Origin of the sequence: Janthinobacterium sp. TB1-E2, assembly GCF_036885605.1 — a bacterium.
GTDB classification, from domain to species: Bacteria; Pseudomonadota; Gammaproteobacteria; order Burkholderiales; family Burkholderiaceae_D; genus Janthinobacterium; species Janthinobacterium aestuarii.
On the sequence record NZ_CP142523.1, the window covers coordinates 5545498 to 5563278 of the forward strand.

15 protein-coding genes are annotated in these 17781 nt (G+C 53.0%); 13 read left to right on the forward strand and 2 right to left on the reverse strand.

The genetic code is table 11. The features are described from left to right. The first annotated feature begins 3 nt into the window (after positions 1–3). The 10 genes from OPV09_RS24945 to OPV09_RS24990 all read left to right on the forward strand — a co-directional run bounded on the left by OPV09_RS24945 (position 4) and on the right by OPV09_RS24990 (position 11739). A complete protein-coding gene (locus OPV09_RS24945; protein ID WP_338679641.1) occupies positions 4–1032 on the forward strand; it encodes a glycosyltransferase family 2 protein in 1029 nt (342 codons plus the stop codon). 56 nt (positions 1033–1088) lie between these two features. Continuing rightward, on the forward strand, positions 1089–2351 hold the full coding sequence (locus OPV09_RS24950) for a glycosyltransferase family 4 protein (protein WP_338679642.1): 1263 nt from the start codon (positions 1089–1091) through the stop codon (positions 2349–2351). Beyond that, the gene (locus tag OPV09_RS24955) at positions 2344–3036 is read left to right on the forward strand and encodes an acyltransferase (RefSeq protein WP_072455155.1); all 693 of its coding nucleotides are present in this window, start codon (positions 2344–2346) and stop codon (positions 3034–3036) included. The genes OPV09_RS24950 and OPV09_RS24955 overlap by 8 nt, the downstream gene beginning before the upstream one ends. After that, positions 3033–4172: a glycosyltransferase family 4 protein gene (locus OPV09_RS24960; RefSeq protein ID WP_338679643.1), complete on the forward strand. Its 1140-nt coding sequence runs from the start codon at positions 3033–3035 to the stop codon at positions 4170–4172. Before OPV09_RS24955 ends, OPV09_RS24960 begins: the two co-directional genes overlap by 4 nt. A gap of 56 nt (positions 4173–4228) precedes the next feature. After that, the gene (locus tag OPV09_RS24965) at positions 4229–5440 is read left to right on the forward strand and encodes an O-antigen ligase family protein (RefSeq protein ID WP_072455153.1); all 1212 of its coding nucleotides are present in this window, start codon (positions 4229–4231) and stop codon (positions 5438–5440) included. Between the two features lies 1 nt (position 5441). Then, a complete protein-coding gene (locus tag OPV09_RS24970) occupies positions 5442–6515 on the forward strand; it encodes a DUF1972 domain-containing protein (RefSeq protein WP_338679644.1) in 1074 nt (357 codons plus the stop codon). Continuing rightward, a complete protein-coding gene (locus OPV09_RS24975; protein WP_072455151.1) occupies positions 6499–7476 on the forward strand; it encodes a UDP-glucose 4-epimerase family protein in 978 nt (325 codons plus the stop codon). Before OPV09_RS24970 ends, OPV09_RS24975 begins: the two co-directional genes overlap by 17 nt. Before the next feature lie 10 nt (positions 7477–7486). Next, positions 7487–8047, forward strand: coding sequence for a sugar transferase (locus OPV09_RS24980; RefSeq protein ID WP_072455150.1), 561 nt, complete (start codon positions 7487–7489; stop codon positions 8045–8047). A 102-nt stretch (positions 8048–8149) separates the two neighbouring features. Then, the gene (locus OPV09_RS24985; protein WP_072455149.1) at positions 8150–10096 is read left to right on the forward strand and encodes a polysaccharide biosynthesis protein; all 1947 of its coding nucleotides are present in this window, start codon (positions 8150–8152) and stop codon (positions 10094–10096) included. A gap of 404 nt (positions 10097–10500) precedes the next feature. After that, on the forward strand, positions 10501–11739 hold the full coding sequence (locus OPV09_RS24990; protein ID WP_072455148.1) for a lipopolysaccharide biosynthesis protein: 1239 nt from the start codon (positions 10501–10503) through the stop codon (positions 11737–11739). A gap of 245 nt (positions 11740–11984) precedes the next feature. On the opposite strand, the gene OPV09_RS24995 is transcribed toward OPV09_RS24990, so the two are convergent. Then, a complete protein-coding gene (locus tag OPV09_RS24995; RefSeq protein ID WP_338679645.1) occupies positions 11985–13535 on the reverse strand; it encodes a DEAD/DEAH box helicase in 1551 nt (516 codons plus the stop codon). 332 nt (positions 13536–13867) lie between these two features. On the opposite strand from OPV09_RS24995, the gene OPV09_RS25000 reads away from it, so the two are divergent. Beyond that, complete coding sequence (locus OPV09_RS25000; protein WP_338679646.1) at positions 13868–14128, forward strand: oxidoreductase-like domain-containing protein; 261 nt, start codon at positions 13868–13870, stop codon at positions 14126–14128. A 10-nt stretch (positions 14129–14138) separates the two neighbouring features. Here the strand turns inward: OPV09_RS25000 and OPV09_RS25005 are convergent, their stop codons facing one another. Further along, entirely contained in the window at positions 14139–15824 is a 1686-nt protein-coding gene (locus OPV09_RS25005; protein ID WP_338679647.1) for a methyl-accepting chemotaxis protein, read from the reverse strand. A gap of 480 nt (positions 15825–16304) precedes the next feature. Between OPV09_RS25005 and OPV09_RS25010 the strand changes: the two genes are divergently transcribed. Both OPV09_RS25010 and OPV09_RS25015 read left to right on the forward strand, forming a co-directional pair. Continuing rightward, positions 16305–17024 (forward strand): Crp/Fnr family transcriptional regulator, encoded by a 720-nt coding sequence (locus OPV09_RS25010; protein WP_034747863.1) that lies wholly within the window; start codon positions 16305–16307, stop codon positions 17022–17024. A gap of 71 nt (positions 17025–17095) precedes the next feature. Beyond that, complete coding sequence (locus OPV09_RS25015) at positions 17096–17701, forward strand: glutathione S-transferase N-terminal domain-containing protein (RefSeq protein WP_338679648.1); 606 nt, start codon at positions 17096–17098, stop codon at positions 17699–17701. Positions 17702–17781 lie beyond the last annotated feature (80 nt).

Below are 17781 nucleotides of genomic sequence, written 5' to 3' on the forward strand. Positions count from 1 at the left end.
CGTTTGAATATTCTTGATATTGAAGACCAATTTGCCATTTGTGCAGATCGTCCTTCGTCACTCATCATTGATGGCGGCAAGCACATCATGCCAATACTGTCCATCATGATCCCGACCTATCGCCGCCCAGACATGCTGGCGCAGGCGATTCGTTCGGTACTAGCCCAGGCAAGCGATATCGACTTTGAAATCGTCGTGGTGGACAATGACCATTCGATGAGCAAACAAATTGACGAACTGATTCGTCAATTTGCAGATGATCGTCTGCGCCTGTTCCGCAACAGCGAAAATCTGGGTATGTTCGGCAATTGGAACCGCTGTATTGAACTGGCGCGCAGTGAGTGGATTTCCATCCTCAACGACGACGATTTATTACATCCGAACTTTGTCGACGAAATGTTTTCAGTGCTGGAGAAAAAACCTGCAATTAGCATGTTGTATTGTCGTTCCATTTTCATGGATGATCGCGGAAACTTTGCCAGAAAGCTCAAAAGCACGGTAAAACAGGGCCTGAAAAATATCAAGAATACCTGGCTGATGCCGCGCCTGAGCGCGATCCCGATTTCACACGTGTATATGGATTCGCCATCAAGCGCTCTCGGCCTCATTTTCAAACGCAGCAATGCTATGGAGATAGGTGGTTATAAAGCGGCGGCCTTTCCCAGTTCGGACTACGTATTTTTTACGATGTATTTCCTTCGCTTTGGCGCTAGCAGGCTGAACAAGACCTTGGCTTATTACCGCATTCATGAAAATGAAACCGCCAACCCGAGTACCGGTGAAGGTTTTATCGCAAAAAATCTACAATTACGCAGGAGCCTTGAACAGCATGTCAAGGCGCCGCCTTCGCTGTTGCGCATTTATGCACAACTCTATGCGTTGACCACGATAAAACAATATAAAAGCTTCTGGAATGTCGAGCTTGACCTAGACCGCCTGCGCCGTGAACACGGCTTGACGGAATTGCCAATATTTCCTTTTTACCATTTTAGCCGGCTGGCATTGCGTTTGTGGCTGCTCGTTTGCCGGTAACCGGATCGTCGCCATATTGAAATACGTTCAGCAATACTTTTATAAAAAATAAATTCATGACTTCCCAAATTTCGCAGAAGAAAAAGATACTGATTGCTGCCTACGCTATTTCTCCTTATTCCGGCTCGGAATTCGGCGTGGGATGGAATTTTGTTTCCAAGTTAAGCGAATTCTATGACATTACCGTCATGTACGGCACCTCTGGAGTCTGCATGGGCAATCGCGATGCTATGCTCGCCTATCTGCAATCCCAGCCTGCGGATGGCGTCAAGTATGTCTACGTCGAGCCGAATGCACTGGTGCGCCTCTTCGACTGGATGAACCGTTCGGTAACGCCGCTGTTTTTCTCCTTTTCTTACATGTTATGGCAACGCCAAGTACTGGCAACTGCAAAAAAGTTGAAAAAAAATGAAGATTACAGCCTGGTGCATCAGTTGAACACCATTGGTTTTCGTCATCCTGGATTTTTGTGGAAACTCGACCTGCCATATGTATGGGGCCCGGTCGGCGGGAGTTCGGATTTGAACGATATCTTTTTCCCCATCCTCAGCAAAGGAAATTACCTACGAAATAAGCTGCGTAACTGGACAAACCGATATTTTCTGCGGCATTCAGCACGCGTCAGGAATGCAGCAATAACTGCAAAGGCGGTTTTTTGCGCCACCTCGGCGGACCGCGACAACTTCAGACGGTTTCTCAATGTGGATTGCCAGGTCATCCGCGAAAATTCGGTGCTGAACATGAAGGACGCGATCAAGCCTACAGGTGCCCAGGTGCAGTTCGTCTGGGCCGGCAGCGTCGACGAGCGCAAGGCATTGAATCTGCTGTTTAGTGCCCTCGAGCAATTGCCGTCCCGTTCAGACTGGTGCTTGCACGTGATCGGCGACGGACCGATCAAATCCATGCTGCAGGCCAGGGCCGTGGTATCCGAGCTGGACAAGCAGATACTCTGGCATGGCCAGGTCCAGCGCGAGGAAGTGCTGCGCATTATGCGCGAAGCAGATGTGCACATCATGCCCTCGATCATGGACAGCAATCCGACTGTTTTGCTGGAAGCGTTTGAAATGGGCTTGCCAAGTATTGCTCTGGACCAATTTGGCGCGCATGACCTGATAACGGCAGAAACAGGCTTCAAAGTGAGCGTCAATACGCTGGAAGAAATCGTCGAACAATTGGCACAGCATATAACGTTCTGTCTCGATAACCACGCCACCGTCGACCTCATGAAGACCAATGTCCTACTCCGCCAAAAGGAATTACATTGGGATATCAGCCTTCGCCAGGTGCGCGACCTCTACGAAAAGGTATCACATGAGTGATTTTTTCTCGGCACTGGCCTCACGGGCGAGGAAGGAGAAATTCGCCATCGATCCGGACGTGCCTCGCTCCTACTTGCTGCGTTTTTTCTTGACTAAGGTCATTGACCTCCTGCGGGGCGTGCTCGTCTTCCGGAGACTGAATGCGCGTATTTTTATCGGCAAGAAAGTCGAGATTCTGTGCGCATCGAAAATCAGTACGGGTCGCTTCATTAAATTCGCTTCCGGATGCTATGTAGATGCCCTGTCGCGCGATGGCATCAGGCTGGGTAACAATTTTTCCCTGGGACGGGGTGCCTCCATTGAATGTACGGGTTCGCTGGCCACCTTAGGCATAGGTTTTTCTGCGGGCAATAATGTCGGCATTGGTTCCTTCAGTTTCCTGGGTTGTGCGGGTGGCATCAGCATTGACGATAACACGATACTGGGAAATTTTGTCAGCATGCATTCCGAAAACCATAATTTCGAACGCCTTGATATCCCTATACGCCTGCAAGGCGTCACCCAGCAAGGCATACACATTGGGAAAAACTGCTGGATCGGCGCCAAAGCCACCATACTTGACGGCGCACGTATCGGCGACCACGCTGTCATCGCCGCTGGTGCGGTCGTCACGGCGGGAGAATATGAAGGCAATGCCGTATATGGCGGTGTTCCTGCGCGTAAATTAAAATCACTTATCGCATGACACAAACTACTCCCATCCCTCGCGCGGACCACGCAAAAATCGACCTGGTTTTTTGTCATTTGTTAAATGATGCGTCGGGCAGTCCACGCGTCCTGCGTGGAACGATCAAGGCATTGGTGGACGATCCTGCGCGCGCCATGCTGTTTGTCGGCTCCCAGGGCCGCGGTGTGCTGGAAAACTGCGGCATTCCCATCCGCCGCTATTGGTACCACCGCTCACAGTTTCGTATCATTACCCTGTTCAATCTGATACTCAGCCAGCTATTTCTGCTGTTTTCCTTGCTATGCGAGCGACAGATTGCCAAGGATGCCGTTATCTATGTGAATACCCTGCTACCATTCGGCGGCGCACTGTATGGCAAGCTCACCGGACGTAAGGTCATCTATCACGTGCATGAGATTTCGATAGAACCGAAGCCGTTGCGCGTGTTTTTATGTACTATCGCGCAAATCTGCTCTGCCTATAACATTTATGTCTCAAATTCACATGCGGATGCCTTACCCATCGCTGGCGTGCAGTCCGTGCGAATCTACAATGCGCTTGACGACGACTTCACGGCAATCGCTGCCCAAGCCGTCTATCAGGCGCGACACGACGACATATTTACTGTGCTGATGCTGGCTTCGCTGCGCGACTATAAGGGCGTACCAGAAATGGTGGCGCTTGCCGCTGCGCTTACCGACCGCGCGGATGTGCAATTTGAACTGGTTGTCAATGATGACCAGGCGGCCATCGATCAATATTTCGCCAATAAACCCGTCACGGCTAACCTGCGAATTTATCCTCGCACCGACAATCCAGCCATGTTTTACCAACGCGCCGGCGTCCTGTTCAATCTCTCGCGCATCGACAGCTGGATTGAAACATTCGGCCTCACGGTTCTGGAAGGAATGGCATTTGGCATACCGGTACTGGTACCGCCAGTGGGCGGACCTGCAGAACTGGTTCACGATATGCAAGAAGGTTTTCTAGTCGACTCACGTGACTTCGCCATGTTAAAGCAAAGAACGCTCACCCTGGCAGACGATACGGCCCTGTGCAAATCCATGTCGGAAGCCGCACGTCGCAGAGCGGACAATTTTTCAAAAGAAAAATTTTCTCAGGCACTCAGAAGCGTCATACAAAAAATACAATAAAGCGCAACACACCGGCCCAATTATAAGACGTGCCCTTCAATATAACGGGAAATAGTTTGTTAATCAGTAAAATAATCCATACACCACGTCAGATCGGTGCGCCGTCGCAATTCCTATTCTGGGGACTCCTGCTGTCTGTGCTTGGCCTCTTTTTCAGTTCCAACTATCTCAAGCTGGGCAGCCTGTTCCTGATGGGGCTTTATATTTTTCTGCCTGTAAAAAAGATCCGGCGCTACCGTGGGGAAAGGCTCGAATTTTATTTGCTTTTACCATGCGTCATTGGTATTTTTTTTGCGTGGAAAAACCATCTCGCCGATGCGGTCCGGGATATTTTATTCTTTCTCATTCCATACATTTATTTTTTGGCAGGTAAAAGGTTTTTCAAGCAAGGGGGAAATATTCGGGCGTTGATTTTTGGTTACTCAAAAATATACTGCGTTATTTTCCTGTTGCTTCTATGTTTCTTCTGGTATGAAATGGGATTCATAGGTGTATTGGAGATACGTGATTTTGTCAGCCCTGGCAGCTTCTTGCTGGTTTACTGTATCGTGCTGCTGTATGAAAAACGAAAATCATGGCAAAATCTCTTGCATAACCCCTGGTTCATTGCCGTGCACGCCGTCTTCCTCGCACAATTTTCACGCACATATGTAATTATTCTGGCGGCATTTTTCTTTCTATCCGGAAAGAAAATCGTAGACGGAAAAATAATGTGGCGAGCCATCGCCTTTTTTTTCATCGCCGCGCTCATAGCGGGAGCTTTTGGCTTGTATGATTTAATTGGCGAGACTCTGCATAAAGCCATATCTGAATTGCATTTCAATGACGATTGGACTCAGGAAGACATGGGCACCAGTTATCGTGCCTACGAGATTTTTGCCGCGTTTAATGAATTTAAAAACTATCCTTTTATCAATAAAATCCTTGGTGGTGGGTTTGGCGCTTTGGTGCATTTGGATTTTTCAGTCGTACTGGGTGGTGGCGAGTATTCGGAAATTCCCTGGATGCACAATGGTTATTTTTACATTCTGATCAAGAGTGGATTGATTGGCATGCTGTGCTATCTCACTTTCCTGGTAAAAATATTCAGGCGGGCCAAGCACTGTGTCGATACCAGTGGCAGAGTCATGATACTCGGCAGCATCGCGGGACTTTTACTGTCCAACATGGTCATCTGCGGCATATTCAGCAATGAATCCGTATTTTCTTACATTGTATTAGGTTATTTCTCAAGCTTTCTTGCAACAAAAAAAACAGGTTCACATTAATATGAAAAAAATCGCTATCGTAGGTTCCGTCGGATTACCAGCCAAATATGGAGGATGGGAAACACTTGTCGACCACCTGACGACGCGCTTGTCCACTTCCTTTGAGTTCACCGTGTATTGCTGCGCTGAAAAATATCCGGAGAAACTGGCAACCTATAATGGCGCCAAGCTGGTCTACATCAACCTTGATGCCAACGGCATGCAAAGTATCATCTATGACCTGTGGTCGATGTTGAAAGCGGTCCGTTATGCCGATACGATCGTGGTGTTGGGGGTATCCGGCTGCGTCTTCATGCCTGTGCTGAAGCTCATATCGCGCAAAAAATTTGTTATTAATATTGATGGCCTTGAGTGGCGCCGGGCCAAATGGAGTGGCTTTGCAAAATGGTTCCTGAAACTATCGGAGTCCGCCGCCGTACGCTATGCCGATCAGGTCGTGACGGACAATAAAGCGATTCAAGATTATGTCAAAACGCAATATGGACGCGATAGTGCACTGATCGCCTATGGTGGCGACCATGCCGTACGCCCACAGCGGGATGATGCAATACTAGCAAAATATGAACTCGATCGCGTGAAATACGCATTTAAAGTATGCCGTATCGAACCTGAAAACAATATCGACATGATTATCGAGGCATTCGCCAGTGCCCCCATGATGGATCTTGTCATCGTGGGAAACTGGGACAATAGCGAATATGGCAAGCAATTACGACAAAAATATGCCGGCATTGCCCATTTACATTTACTCGACCCAATCTACGATCACACCATCCTGAATCAGTTGCGCACTGCTTGCCAAGTGTATGTCCACGGCCACAGCGCCGGTGGAACCAATCCATCCTTGGTCGAAGCGATGAGCCTGGGCTTGCCAGTGCTTGCCTATGGCTGCATCTTCAACCGAGAAACGACCAATCAGCAGGCTTATTTTTTTGACACGTCAGTGGAATTAACTGAACTGCTGAACAGCTTGGATGAGGCCAAGCTGATGCTCTTGGGACAGCAGATGAAACAATTGGCGGATCAATTGTATACATGGGACAGAATTTCGAGCGGCTATGCACACATCTTTTAATCCCCACAGTTTTCTTGTGACAGGTGCCTCAGGTTTTGTCGGCAGGGCACTGACACAGTATCTGGGCGCCCAAGCCGGAACGCACGTGGTGTGCGCTGCCCGTCGCCACATCCCATGCACGGCGCCAAACATGACGTTCTTCCAATGCAACGATGCGCTTGAAACACAGGATTGGCACACGGCGCTCAACGGTGTGGAAGTGGTCATTCATCTTGCAGCCAGAGTCCACGTCATGCAGGACACGGCAGCGTCTCCAGCAGATGAATTTCGTCGTATCAACGTGCAAGGCAGCATCAATGTGGCCCGCCAGGCAGCGGATGCCGGTACCCGCAGATTCATCTTCATCAGTTCATTAAAGGTGAATGGGGAGCAGACGCGGCCAGGACACCCGTTTCAAGCCAATGATGCTGCGAATCCACAAGACCCCTACGGCATCTCCAAACACGAAGCCGAACAGGCGCTACTGGCCATTGGACGCGAAACGGGCATGGAAATCGTTATTCTGCGTCCACCGCTAATCTATGGGCCTGGTGTACGCGCTAATTTCGAACGATTGATGCGTTTGGTACAGCGCGGTGTACCATTACCATTCGGCGCCGTACACAATGTCCGCAGTATGGTTGCACTAGAGAATTTTGTTGATTTGATTGCACTCAGTACATGGCATGCACAGGCACCGGGGAAAATATTCCTAGTGTCAGATGACCACGATGTCAGCATTGCACAATTACTGCGTATGTTGGCAAAAGGCATGAAAAAATATATTTGGCTGATACCCATTCCTCCCGCCCTGATTGTGGCGTTGGCGTGCTTGGCAGGGAAATCGATGGATGCGAGCCGGCTGCTTGACTCATTGCAGGTTGATATTAGCGAGACCAAACGCACACTGAACTGGCAGCCTCCCTATGCAATGCAGGAAGCCATCAATAAGACGGTGACTTCTTTTATTTCAAAACAATAAAAATACTCCAATGAAAAGATTATTTGATTTCGCCCTTTCGGCCGTAGTGCTGCTGGCCTTTGCCGTCCCTATTATGATTGTCGCCATCCTTGTCAAACTGACCTCCCCAGGGCCTGCCATTTACTGGTCGGACCGGGTTGGAGTGCGTAACAGAATCTTCCGCATGCCAAAGTTCCGTACGATGCGTATAGACACACCGGCTGTGGCAACGCACTTGCTAAATAATCCTGGACAGTTCCTCACGCCAATAGGCTCCTTCCTGCGCAAGTCCAGCCTTGATGAGTTACCGCAATTGTGGAGTATTCTGCGCGGCGACATGAGTTTTGTCGGTCCTCGCCCTGCCCTGTTCAACCAACAGGATTTGATCGCGCTGCGGACGGAGTACGGCGTCGACCGCATACTACCCGGCCTGACCGGCTGGGCACAGATCAATGGGCGCGATGAATTGCCGATTCCAGAAAAGGTCAAACTTGATCTAGCCTATATGCAGCAGCAGTCATTCTTATTCGACTTGAAAATTATCATCCTGACGGCACTCAAGGTTGTACGCCGTGATGGCGTCACGCATTGATGAGTTTTACATTGGAAACCAGTATGGTTCTTGCAATATCCCAACAGTATGCAGTAAAACCAATGCTAACCCTTATCCTTTCTAAAGTAATTATTCGTCAAAATGAAATTAATTATTGATTTGTCACGCTTTAAAAAACAGCTCATCGCTGTTACAGCTGATTTGATATTCTTGCCATTGACCTTTTGTCTGGCGATTATTTTGCGTTACGATGTAGTTAACCTGAACTTATTCCTCAGCTATTTTTGGATCATCGTTGCGGCACCCATCGTCGCCATCCCCATCTTTATCAAAATCGGCCTGTACCGCGCCGTCATCCGCTTCATCGATCAGAAAATCGTGTATGTGGTCATCTTCGGTGTCACGCTGTCGGTTGCTGTTTTACTGGCATTGGCAGGGTTATTGACGCATATGGCAGGAGTCTCACGCGGCGTATTTGGCATTTATTGGGTGAGTGCCTTGACCTATGTAGTGGCCAGTCGCTTTCTCGCACGGGGTGTGCTGCTACACCAGATGGGACGCCGCTATACTCGCGTCGCCATCTATGGAGCAGGCAAAGCGGGCGTGCAATTGGCCAGTGCCTTGCGTGCAGGCCGCGAGTACATGCCAGTGGCATTCATCGATGATATGAAGGAATTGCGCGATGCAACTATTTCTGGCATCAAAGTCCATCCATCCAATGCGCTTGCCGACGTGATCGAAAAATATGGGGTGAACGAGATACTTCTGGCCATGCCGGCCTTGAACAAAGGCGAACAGAAAAAAATTCTCAATAGCCTTGAACACTTGAAAGTGAAGATCAAGGTTACCCCGCCCGTGGAAAGCCTGGTCAGTGGTGAATTACGCGTGCAAGATGTCCGCGACATCGAAATTGAAGATTTGCTGGGCCGTGACCAGGTGTCGCCCGATCTGTCGCTGATATCCAGTTGCATTATCGGGAAGTCCGTCATGGTAACGGGCGCTGGCGGCTCAATCGGTTCCGAATTGTGTCGCCAGATCATCCGATTGAAACCCTCGCGTCTCGTCTTGCTGGACATGTCCGAATTTGCTTTGTATTCGATCAAGCAGGAGTTAAAGAGCATCAATGAAGGATATGAGTTAGGAGTCAATATACTGCCCTTCCTCGGCAGCGTGCTCGATACCGAAAAATGTCAGCGCATCTTGCAGTCCTTCTCGGTGGAGACGCTATATCATGCGGCGGCCTACAAACACGTGCCGTTAGTAGAGCATAACCCCATTGAGGGAGTACGTAACAATGTATTCGGCACGCTCAGCATTGCCAAGGCGGCGATGGCGGCCCATGTCAAATATTTTGTCCTGATTTCCACGGACAAAGCGGTACGTCCAACCAATGTAATGGGCACAACCAAGCGCCTCGCGGAACTCATTTTGCAGGCATTTACACGCGAACAGAGCCACACGCGCTTTTGTATGGTGCGTTTTGGCAATGTCTTGGGCTCGTCTGGTTCTGTTGTTCCCTTGTTCCGTCGGCAGATCGAGGCCGGTGGTCCCATCACCCTGACGCATCCGGAAATCACACGCTATTTCATGACCATTCCAGAGGCCGCCCAACTTGTCTTACAGGCCGGCGCCATGGGTACCGGCGGTGATGTGTTCGTTCTTGACATGGGCGAGCCCGTGAAAATCATGGATCTGGCTGAACGCATGATCCATTTGAGTGGACTGGAAGTGAAGAGCAAGTCAGCCCCGGATGGTATCGAAATACAGCATGTAGGCCTGCGCCCAGGAGAAAAGCTTTATGAAGAGTTGTTGATTGGAGGCAATGTAGAAGGCACTGAACATCCCCTCATCATGCGGGCAGAGGAGTCGGAAGTACCTTGGCAAGATTTGAAAAATATCTTGGAGGAAATGGATCTTGCATGCAACAACTTCAATTTCGAGGCATTACGGAATCTGCTGCTGCGGGCTGTTCACGAATATGTACCGCAATGTGGTATCGAAGACCTTATCTGGACGGAACAGCAGCGTCAACAGGCTACGTCACAAGATAAGTCGCCATCGCTCCAGGATACCAATTTTTTGACATGAAGCCTACGAGAAACTGAAGACTGCTCTGAATAAAAATGGGGAAAAATGCAGGCAGCGAGACAAGGAAGCTCACAAATTGTAACAAATGCCTATTTCACGCCCCTCATTATTCCCTATAATATTTTGTGAAAAAATCTGCTCTCCGAAAAAACATCGAAACAGAAAAATTAACATCGTGTATTACCCTTGAATTGAAACCAAATACTTTCACTCAATAGCAACTGACTTATTCGTCAGAAATAGCCGTATAAAACAGATGCCCATCAAATACGGCATACTGCGAAGGCATATCAGTTCGACATCTTCAGGCAAGACTGAGCGAGATAACAGGGTAGCCCTTTGAAACATCCTTGCCATCTTCACCGTTAAGAAATGGCAAGCTGGAAAATTAAAAAAGAGAAATTATGGAAAAACATGACGAATTAAATGAAGTGGGATTTTACGTTGAAGACGATGACTTCAACTTAACAAATTTCCTCTCTATCTTATGGAAATCGCGTGGCGTTATCCTAGCGGGAACTGCTTTAGTGACGTTACTTGGCACTTCCAGCGCCTTATTTCTTAGCCGATACCAAAGTGAGGGTTTTTTACAATTTGGAGGTGCTATTCCTGAGAAAAAAATAGAGAAAGACGGAAAAGAAATAAAAGAACAAGCACCCGGTATCGCTTTAGCTGACTACAAGCGCTATTCCTCACCATTAAACACCAGTGAACGTTTTAATGAATTTGCCAGGCAAAACAATATAGAAAATGACCCTACTGTTATCGCTTTGAGCCAGACATTTGCCTCGCGCGGCGGGATTGCGAAGGTGATCGAACCGATCTTTCCGTTCACCAAGCTTGATGCAAAAGAATTGATGAGTAGCACCAAGGATTCCGACAACAATGTCATCGCCGTCTCCATCAACTATGCGGCCAAGACACCGGAAAGCGCGCAACAAGCGGTGAGATTGCTTGGACGATACACAGTCGACACTATTGTTTACATGATTTATACGGATATTTTACGCTTTAAAAATTCCGAAATTTCCGCTGCCATTACCAAGTTGGATAATAAAATCATTGAAAACAAGGAAAAAATCGACTCGTATCAGCGCACAGGCGCCAAGCTGAAGCAGATCGTTACGCGCTATCCGGACGCTGCCGGTCAGGCTTCCCGCCAGCTTGTATCAATCACCGAAGATACGGCACGCTACCTCTCGCCGCTTAGCCAACTGATGACTAGCGAAGTCGAGATTAATGAAGCAAATGAAGCCATCTACAAGGCAAAGCGGGAACAAAAACAGTACATGATTCTTGCAGAATATTATGATCGCGCAAAAGCATTGGCTGAGAGCACAAAATCTGGCGAAGCCATTCTGCGAGGACTGGAACCAATCAAGAAAACCGTTTTTAGCAATAAGGATATGGAAGACGAAACGATCAAGGAAGTCTATAACAAGATCAGTGTCGATAATAGTTCCGCAATTAGTCTTTATCTGGAAAAAACACGGTTTATTGCCGGTCCTAGCCTGCCAAAGAATCGGACAACCCGTACGTCAATCGCCCTGCTAGGCAGCCTGCTTGCAGGCTTGGGTATCTCTATCTTTTTTGTGCTGGGACGTCGCTGGTGGCAGAATAATCGTCAACAACTGCAAGGCTGATTACGATAGTACACGCGGCACTAGCGCTACTAACTGGTTTGACAACCGTCAATACCGGCCGTCGCCGCCACAGCGTCTGAATTTCCTTGCGTCCGGCCACCACAGCCATATCGCGGCGCACGCTAGCTTCCGCTCATAAAAAAACCCAAAAAGTCAGCATTGGACATTTTGGGTTTCATTCATCAATTCAGGGACTGTTGCTACCCGAACTACAACATGCAATAGTTAGTCGCGACAAAAAAGCATCAACTCTTCAGCAACCCACCCAACAACGCCGCCACCTTCTGCTTCGGCTTGGCCGCGGCAGGCGCCATGCTGGCGGCAGCGGGAGCGGCTGCTTTGGCGGGCTCATATGGCTTCAAGAACCAGGGATCGGCCTTTTCGCGGCGGGCGCCGGGACCAAAGGCGGGACGCGCACCGCGCTCGGCGGAGCGGCTGTCGCGGCTCTCGCCGGCATGGCGGCTCTCCGGGGCGCGTGCGGGACGCGCCTCGCCACCTTCGGTGCGGCGCGGTGGGCGGCGCTCGCTGTCGCTGCTGCGGGCAGGAGCGGGATTGAAGCCCGTCAATTCGCCGCGCTTGATGCTTTGCTTGATGAGTTTCTCGATATCGGCCAGCAAGCGCTCGTCTTTATCTGAGTAGATCGAGATGGCGTCGCCCGAGGCGCCGGCACGGCCCGTGCGGCCGATACGGTGCACATAGTCTTCCGCGTTGTACGGCAAGTCGAAGTTGATGACGCAAGGCAAGTCCGAAATATCCAGGCCGCGTGCCGCCACGTCGGTGGCTACCAGCACGTCGATCTCGCCCTTCTTGAACGATTCCAGCGCCGCCATGCGTTCCTGCTGGCTCTTGTCGCCGTGAATCGCCGTGGCGCTCATGCCTTCCTGTTCCAGCACGCGGGCCAGGCGCGAGGCGCCGATCTTGGTGTTCGAGAAGACGATAACCTGCTTCAGGTCGCGCTGGCGTAGCAGATGGGCTACCAGGGCATGCTTCTGGTCTTCCGTGACCTTGTAGACCACTTGCGTGACCTTGTCGGCCGTCTGGTTGCTGCGCGCCACTTCGATCGTCAGCGGATCGTTGAGGAAGGTGGCCGCCAGCTTCTTGATCTCTGGCGAGAACGTGGCCGAGAACATCAGGTTCTGGCGTTGTTTCGGAAGCAAGTTGATGATGCGTTGCAAGTCCGGCAAAAAGCCCATGTCCAGCATGCGGTCCGCCTCATCCATGACCAGCATCTGCACCTGGCTCAGGCTGATGTTCTTTTGCTCGATATGGTCGAGCAAGCGGCCCGGCGTGGCGATGACGATTTCCACGCCGCCGCGCAGGATGACGGTTTGCGGCTTCATGTCCATGCCGCCGAAGACGACGGTCGAGCGCAGCGGCGTGTGCTTGGCGTAAGCCTTGACGTTTTCGGCCACCTGCACCGCCAGTTCACGCGTCGGCGTGAGGATCAGCGCACGCACCGGGTGGCGTGCCGGCGACATGCTGCTGCTGGCATGCGCCATCAGCAACTGAATGATCGGCAAGGAAAAACCGGCCGTCTTGCCGGTGCCCGTTTGCGCGGCACCCATCACATCGCGGCCTTGCAGCACGACGGGAATCGCTTGTTCCTGGATCGGTGTCGGATGGGTGTAGCCCTGGTCGGTCAGTGCGCGCTGGATTTCAGGCGCGAGGCCGAAGTCGGCAAAAGTCAGGCTGGGAGCAGCGGATGCGGCAGGTGCTGGTGCAGGCGCAGCGGCGGCGGGCGCCGCTTCAGGGGCAATCGCCGGGCTTGGCGTAGGAGTCGATTCGGTTTCAGACATAAATTTTCTGGTGTGCCTCCGCACTGCGGAAGCCATGCTTTCTCAATAAACAACATTTCGGGGCACAGGCAGCTCCGTCTTGCAAGCCATGGATCATTGTTCTTGCGGCATCTCCGTGCTCCGGGACATGCTGGAAGGCGTATGCGGGAGCGTCGAAGAGATGTGCTGCGATGGCGGCGGAGATCGCGCCGGCGGAACATCGCGCGCAGAAGATACAATATCAGTGCTGTAAACGATACCCTAATTCACCGCAACTGTACACGGAAACCGTGATTTTTGAGCAAAAAGCATTCCAGCAATGCCCTGCGGGAATGCCGTATGATGCCGTTCCAATGCCTGCTCCGATCCCTGCCGCTCCATCCCCTGCCCTCACCATGCCCACCCCGCCCTTAGCCCACGATCCGCAACCGCAGCCACCCAGTAAACCGGGCAATGACGAGTGCTGCCATAGCGGTTGTACCTTTTGCGTGCTGGAAATGTACCAGGAAGACCTGGCCGCCTACGAAGAAGCCCTGAAGGCCTGGCAACAGCGCCAGCAAGCCGCTGCCGCGCCCGCTACCGCAGGCGTCAAGAAGCCGCGCAAGCGCGCTTGACTTCATTCACTTAAAAGCTTTCCCACTCATCGACTGGTGCCGCGCGACGCGCCGTGCTGGCCAGTTGACGCGGCGCCGGTACCGGCGTCACGGCTGCCGGCGTCTTGACGGTGATGGGTGCGCGCGGCCGGTTCGCGGCGGCGCTGGCCACGTCAAGCTTGAAGACGCTGACGACGGCGCTCAGGCTGGCAGCCTGTTCCTGCATCGATTCGGCTGCCGCGGCCGCCTCTTCCACCAGGGCCGCATTTTGCTGCGTCACTTGGTCCATCTGGGCGATGGCCTGGTTAACTTGCTCGATACCGGCGCTCTGCTCGCTGCTGGCGGCCGTGATCTCGCTCATGATGTCCGTCACGCGGGTGATGCTGGCAACGATGTCATCCATCGTGCGGCCCGCCTGGTCCACCAGTTTCGATCCCGCCTCGACTTTCTCGACCGAATCGCCGATCAGGACCTTGATATCCTTGGCTGCCGCAGCCGAGCGTTGCGCCAGGTTGCGCACTTCCGTGGCCACGACGGCAAAGCCGCGCCCCTGCTCACCCGCACGCGCCGCCTCGACGGCCGCATTCAGGGCCAGGATATTGGTCTGGAAAGCAATGCCGTCGATGACGGCGATGATGTCGACGATCTTGCGTGACGATTCGTTGATCGACGCCATCGTCCCCACCACTTCGCCGACGACCTTGCCGCCCTCGATGGCGATGCTCGACGAGGTCTGCGCCATGGTGTTGGCCTGGCGCGCATTGTCCGCATTCTGCTTCACGGTCGACGTCAGCTCTTCCATCGACGAAGCTGTTTCTTCCAGCGAACTGGCCTGCTCTTCCGTGCGCGACGACAAATCCTGGTTGCCGGCCGCGATCTGGCTCGACGCCGTGGCGATGGTATCGGTGCCGCTGCGTACCTGGCCCACCAGCTTTTGCAGGCTGGCATTCATGTCTTTCAGGGCCTGCATCAATTGCCCCGTTTCGTCTTGCGATTGCACAACGATATGCGCCGTCAGATCGCCGGCCGCCACCTGGCGCGCCACGCCGACGGCCTCGATCAGCGGACGCGCCACGCTGCGCGCCACCCACAGCGCCAGCAACATGCCGATGACGACGATACCTATCACCAAGCCGATCAGGCTGGCGCGCGAGGCCGCATAGGTTGCATCGGCGCTGGCGCTCGAGCGCACGCCGCCGTCCGTGTTAACCGACACCAGTTTATCGAGGGCCGCCATCATGTCCGTCATGACCTTGGCCGACGGCCCCACAGCCAGCGCGCGCGCCTCTTCCTTTTTCATCTCGCGCGACAGGCTCAGCATGGTTGCATGCAGACGCATGAATTCATCGTTGAGCGCCAGGAAGCGCTCGAACGCTTCCTTCTCGCCCGCTGCGGAAATCAGGCTGCGGTACTTGTCGGCATCGGCCTTCAGCTTGGCCTGGGTTTCCGTCATGCGCGTTTCGTTCTGCACCATGTCGGCATCCTGCGCGGCCAGCATGTGCGCCAGCTCCCAGCGGCGGAAATCGCTGACATCGCTGCGCATATTCATGGCCGTCAGCACGCTGGGCATCCAGTTGTCGGACAGGTCGGTCGACGCGGTATTGATGCGCGCCATGGACAAGATCGCCGACATGCCCAAGGCCGCCGTCAATAACAGCACGCCGCCAAACGACAAGATCAGCTTGGTGGCAATTTTCAAATCAAAAAACCATTTCATGCGTTGCTTTCCTTCATTAAACAAACGGGACAAAGTGAGCAGTGATGGAGAGCAAGTTCATACCGGCACACAAATCGAATTTCCGCAATGCAACATTTTATCACCGTCGTACTGCAGCGCAGAGTGGTTTGATCACGACATACGGCCAAAGTTCGCGCATAGCGGGCAGCACGGCATTTTTTGCCCAAACACGTTTGTTTCCACAAGGAAAAATGCAGTAGCAGGCGTAGGAGTCGGATGACACGAGGCAATGTTCCTAGCCTACATAAGCACGTCGGCTCATCCGATGCCCGCCGGCGCCCCCTGGTTCTATAGTGGATACAAGATTCAGCACAACGCTAGCAAGCCATAAAAGCAGCGCCATCCAACAAAATCAGAAGACGAGGCCCTACCATGTACAAAGCTTATAGCAACCTGACACCAGCAACGAATGCCCACGCAGCCGCCCAGCACAACTGGCAAAGCGCGCCCGCCACACCGATGATCAGCATCACGGGTGCGCAACAGAACGAATTGCTGCGCGCCTTGTCGCGCGCCGATCTGGAGCGCCTGTTTTGCCAATTGGAATTGGTCGCTTTGCCTGCCGGCAAGCACCTGTTCGATTGCGGCGGCAAGATTGAATACACGTACTTCCCCACCAACGCCATCGTTTCCCTGCTGTATGTGATGGAAGACGGCGCCACCACCGAGATCGCCGTCGTCGGCCGCGAAGGTGTGGCTGGCGTGGTGCTGTACGAAGCCGAGCGCGCCACCTGCACCGCCATCGTGCAAACGGCCGGCTACGGCTACCGCCTGAAAACGGCCTTCCTGCGCGAAGTGTTCAATGAAGGCGGCGCCCTGGCGCAATTGCTGATGCGCTACACCAGCGCCATGTTTGCGCAAATGGCGCAGAACGTGGTGGGGGGCCGCCATTGCAGCATCGAACAAAAACTGTGCCGCTGGCTGCTGGACCGCCTCGACCGTTCCCTGTCGAACGAGCTGAAGGTGACGCAAGACACCATGGCCAACATGCTGGGCGTGCGCCGCGAAAGCATCACCGTCACGGCCCGCAAGCTGCAGGACGAAGGCCTGATCCAGTACCGCCGCGGCACGGTCGAAGTACTCGACCGCGAAGGCCTGGAAGCGGCCGCCGGCAATTGCTACAAGGCAGCCCGCGCCGGTTTCGAACAATTCCGCAGCGGCATCAGCGCACACAATTAAGCAGCATGCTGGCAAACGGGCAGGCAAGCGGGTATCGTAGGCATTCCCGCCGACTTCCCCGGAGACTAGCCATGAAACTGATCGGCATGCTCGACTCGCCCTATGTGCGCAGGGTCGCCATCTGTTTGCAACTGCAGAGCATTAACTACGAGCACTTGCCGCTGTCCGTGTTCCGCAACATGGATGCCGTGCGTGAGATCAACCCCGTCATCAAGGTGCCGACCCTGGTCCTGGACGACGGGCAAGTGCTGATGGATTCCACCTTGATCCTGCACTATCTGTCGCTGCTGCGCCCCGCCACTTCCGTCCCTGAACTCGCCGACAGCGTGCGCGCACTGCGCCTGACAGGCTTGGCGCTGGCCGCCTATGAAAAGGCCGTGCAAATCGTCTACGAACGCAAGTTGCGCCCGCTCGACAAGCAGCACGCGCCATGGCTGGAACGGGTCAGCATGCAACTGCACGCCGCGTGGAACCTGCTGGAACAGGAATGCGCGCGCCTGCCTCTGCCTGGCGAGACGGGCACCATCGACCAGGTGGGCGTGACCATCGCCGTCGGCTGGAGCTTCGCCCAGCTGGAAACGCCCGATATCGTCAAACCGGCCGACTACCCGGCCATCCACGCCTATACGCGCTCGGCGGAAACCCTGCCCTCCTTCCTGGCCACGCCGCCAGTCTGAACCACCGGGCGAACTGCTTGCGGCAGGTGCGGCCCCAGCAGGCACGCACCCGGTACAATATTGGTATTCCCCTATCTGGC

Excerpts from the sequence above, each read along its gene's own strand:
- OPV09_RS24950 (WP_338679642.1), top strand. The coding sequence starts at position 1,089 with ATGACTTCCCAAATTTCGCAGAAGAAAAAGATACTGATTGCTGCCTAC.
- OPV09_RS24955 (WP_072455155.1), top strand. The coding sequence starts at position 2,344 with ATGAGTGATTTTTTCTCGGCACTGGCCTCACGGGCGAGGAAGGAGAAA.
- OPV09_RS24960 (WP_338679643.1), top strand. The coding sequence starts at position 3,033 with ATGACACAAACTACTCCCATCCCTCGCGCGGACCACGCAAAAATCGAC.
- OPV09_RS24970 (WP_338679644.1), top strand. The coding sequence starts at position 5,442 with ATGAAAAAAATCGCTATCGTAGGTTCCGTCGGATTACCAGCCAAATAT.
- OPV09_RS24975 (WP_072455151.1), top strand. The coding sequence starts at position 6,499 with ATGCACACATCTTTTAATCCCCACAGTTTTCTTGTGACAGGTGCCTCA.
- OPV09_RS24980 (WP_072455150.1), top strand. The coding sequence starts at position 7,487 with ATGAAAAGATTATTTGATTTCGCCCTTTCGGCCGTAGTGCTGCTGGCC.
- OPV09_RS24985 (WP_072455149.1), top strand. The coding sequence starts at position 8,150 with ATGAAATTAATTATTGATTTGTCACGCTTTAAAAAACAGCTCATCGCT.
- OPV09_RS24990 (WP_072455148.1), top strand. The coding sequence starts at position 10,501 with ATGGAAAAACATGACGAATTAAATGAAGTGGGATTTTACGTTGAAGAC.
- OPV09_RS24995 (WP_338679645.1), bottom strand. The coding sequence starts at position 13,535 with ATGTCTGAAACCGAATCGACTCCTACGCCAAGCCCGGCGATTGCCCCT.
- OPV09_RS25000 (WP_338679646.1), top strand. The coding sequence starts at position 13,868 with ATGCCTGCTCCGATCCCTGCCGCTCCATCCCCTGCCCTCACCATGCCC.
- OPV09_RS25005 (WP_338679647.1), bottom strand. The coding sequence starts at position 15,824 with ATGAAATGGTTTTTTGATTTGAAAATTGCCACCAAGCTGATCTTGTCG.
- OPV09_RS25010 (WP_034747863.1), top strand. The coding sequence starts at position 16,305 with ATGATCAGCATCACGGGTGCGCAACAGAACGAATTGCTGCGCGCCTTG.
- OPV09_RS25015 (WP_338679648.1), top strand. The coding sequence starts at position 17,096 with ATGAAACTGATCGGCATGCTCGACTCGCCCTATGTGCGCAGGGTCGCC.